This is a genomic window from Lachnoclostridium sp. MSJ-17, assembly GCF_018918205.1.
GTDB lineage: Bacteria > Bacillota > Clostridia > Oscillospirales > Acutalibacteraceae > Ruminococcoides.
Genome location: NZ_JAHLQB010000036.1, coordinates 1 through 2,431, shown reverse-complemented (window position 1 = coordinate 2,431; position 2,431 = coordinate 1). Strand labels below are relative to the sequence as shown.

The following is a 2,431-nucleotide window of genomic DNA, read 5'->3' as shown; positions in this document are numbered from 1 at the left end:
TCTTGTTGAGTCCGCAGAGGACAAAAACAGAATATGCGAGTGTGCTGGAATAGGCAGACAGGCACGTTTGAGGGGCGTGTGTCTTTGACGTACGGGTTCAAGTCCCGTCACTCGCACCAGTATGAGTGTTCATAACGGATTTAAGTTATGGACACTCATTCTTTTATTCAATTCCTTCTGATTTGTATGTAGTGAGCAGGTTTTGCGCCTGCTCACTTTTCTCTTATGCGGACTTTGCTGTGGGGATATACTCCACATCTACGCCCTTTCGGGTATTGGCTTTGTAGTTGTTTCCGTCGGTTTCTGGTAACTCCAAGAAGCCTACGAAGCGGTAATAGATAACTATACGCTGGGTGTAGTTCTTTTTGCCGCCTTTCTTTTCGTACACGTCGATATGGTCGATCAGTTCTCGGAGCATTGGTGCGGTGAGAGTTTCCATCTCCATATTTTTTAACGAGTTTCTCAATCTATTCATTACTTTTAGCCGTTTCGACACTGTATTTATTATTTATTTGTATTTATTTTTTACAAAACAGTCGTAACTTTTTATTAATTTAAGGCATTATCTAAAAAATACAACTCATATTATTCTTTTAAATGTTTCATTTTCCGGATTAATGTGCTACAATATTCCTTAGAATACGGAAGGGTTGTGAGAAAATGACCAACAAAAACCTGATTGACCTTGAGGCTATGTCGGTAAAGCAAATCGATAAGCTCGTCAAAAAGGCAAAGAAAATTATGCAGAGTCCTGCGGACTACCGCCATACCTGCGACGGAAAAATACTGGCTACACTGTTCTATGAGCCAAGCACACGCACTCAGATGTCTTTTCAGACCGCAATGCTCAAGCTCGGCGGAAGAACTATCGGCTTTGACAATCCGATGAACTCCTCTGTTGCAAAGGGCGAAAATCTAAAGGATACAATCGCCGTCATAAGCGGTTACTCTGACATCATCGCCATCAGGCATCCGACAGAAGGTACGGCAATGGCAGCCTCGCTTTACTCTGAGGTTCCGGTTATCAACTGCGGCGACGGCGGTCACCTCCACCCCACTCAGACTCTCACCGACATTGTTACGCTCAGCTGTGAGAAAGGCAGACTGGATCACCTTAAAATAGGCGTGTGCGGCGATTTACTCAACGGTCGGACAGTGCATTCTCTGATAAAGGCGCTTTCAAAGTATGAGGGCAATTCATTTGTACTGATTTCGACTCCCGAGCTGAGCGTGCCGATATATATTATTGATATACTCGAAAAGAACCACTGCAGATACGAGATCTCAAACAGTCTGGCAGAAGCTGTCAAAGACCTCGATATGCTGTATATGACGAGGATTCAGAGAGAAAGATTTGGAAGCGAGGAGGATTATCAGGCGCAGAAGGACGTCTTTGTTCTTGATAAGGAAAAGCTTTCAAACGCGCGCGAGGATATGATTATCCTTCACCCGCTGCCAAGGGTCAACGAGATTACCGTTGAAATCGACGACGATCCGAGAGCACTGTATTTCAAACAGGCTCAGTACGGAATGTTCGGCAGAATGGCGCTGATTCTTCTGCTGCTCCAGGACGAGGACTTTGTTCTCAACGAAAGGGATACATTTATCTCCGAACACCACTGCAAAAACACAAGGTGCATCACTCAGAGCGAGGATTATCTCCCCCGACGCAGCTATGAAAAACTCGGAATGCAGATGTGTGACTTCTGTGATAAAAGAATGGACTAAAAGAAAACGGGGTCGGTAATACCGATCCCGTAACTGCATTATGCAAAAAGAAAAGCGGTGACAACACGTCACCGCTTAATCATTTCAAATTAATTCCTTACCCTGCAGGGTTTGGTAAAAGAGGCTTAACTGTTCTTTGGACTCATCTCCGTAAATAAATTCACCGAATTCAAGATAAGTATTACATTGGACCTTTCTCCGTTCGTAGAATAGCCGTTCAAAATTTACCTAGCGCATGGGATTAATCTCCAATTCTGAAATTTATATCCGACAGCTAATGCTGCAAAAATCAAATTCTCATCGGTCTGTCCTCAGAAAACAAAAGAATTAATTATCAAACCAGTTTATATTAAATTGTAAGAAGTCCGTTTTCATCCCAATTTTCATTGAGTAAAGAATGCTTCCTTTATCCGAGGCTGCTGTGACGAAATATATGAAATGAAAGTTAAATTAGATGATGAACAAGCATCTTGGCAGCTAACGGTTCAAGTCGTAATCCGAAAATGTAATTTTTTGTTTCATAAACAATTAAATGATTCGCTGACCGACTCCGATAAAGTATTCAAGCTTTGTCCCGACGAAATCGGGATTCATACATTGGGGGGCAAGCTCCGAATGTATGTCATGATACGATAGTTGTAAGGAATCTTAGCTTTCATATTAAGACCTCCTTTTGTCTTTTCTTTGTCTATATTATACAGCA

The 2,431-nt window shown here is 42.3% G+C and carries 2 protein-coding genes and 1 tRNA gene; 2 read left to right on the top strand and 1 reads right to left on the bottom strand.

Going from position 1 to position 2,431, the window contains the following annotated elements; genetic code table 11:
- Nucleotides 1-35 precede the first annotated feature (35 nt).
- Nucleotides 36-119: transfer RNA gene (locus KQI64_RS03160), tRNA-Leu, on the top strand.
- A gap of 104 nt (nt 120-223) precedes the next feature.
- Here KQI64_RS03160 and KQI64_RS03155 read toward each other — a convergent pair.
- Complete coding sequence (locus KQI64_RS03155; protein WP_301282407.1) at nt 224-439, bottom strand: DUF4368 domain-containing protein; 216 nt, start codon at nt 437-439, stop codon at nt 224-226.
- 221 nt (nt 440-660) lie between these two features.
- Here KQI64_RS03155 and pyrB point away from each other — a divergent pair, with 221 nt between their 5' ends.
- Complete coding sequence (pyrB, locus tag KQI64_RS03150) at nt 661-1,728, top strand: aspartate carbamoyltransferase (protein ID WP_216523298.1); 1,068 nt, start codon at nt 661-663, stop codon at nt 1,726-1,728.
- Nucleotides 1,729-2,431: the final 703 nt, after the last annotated feature.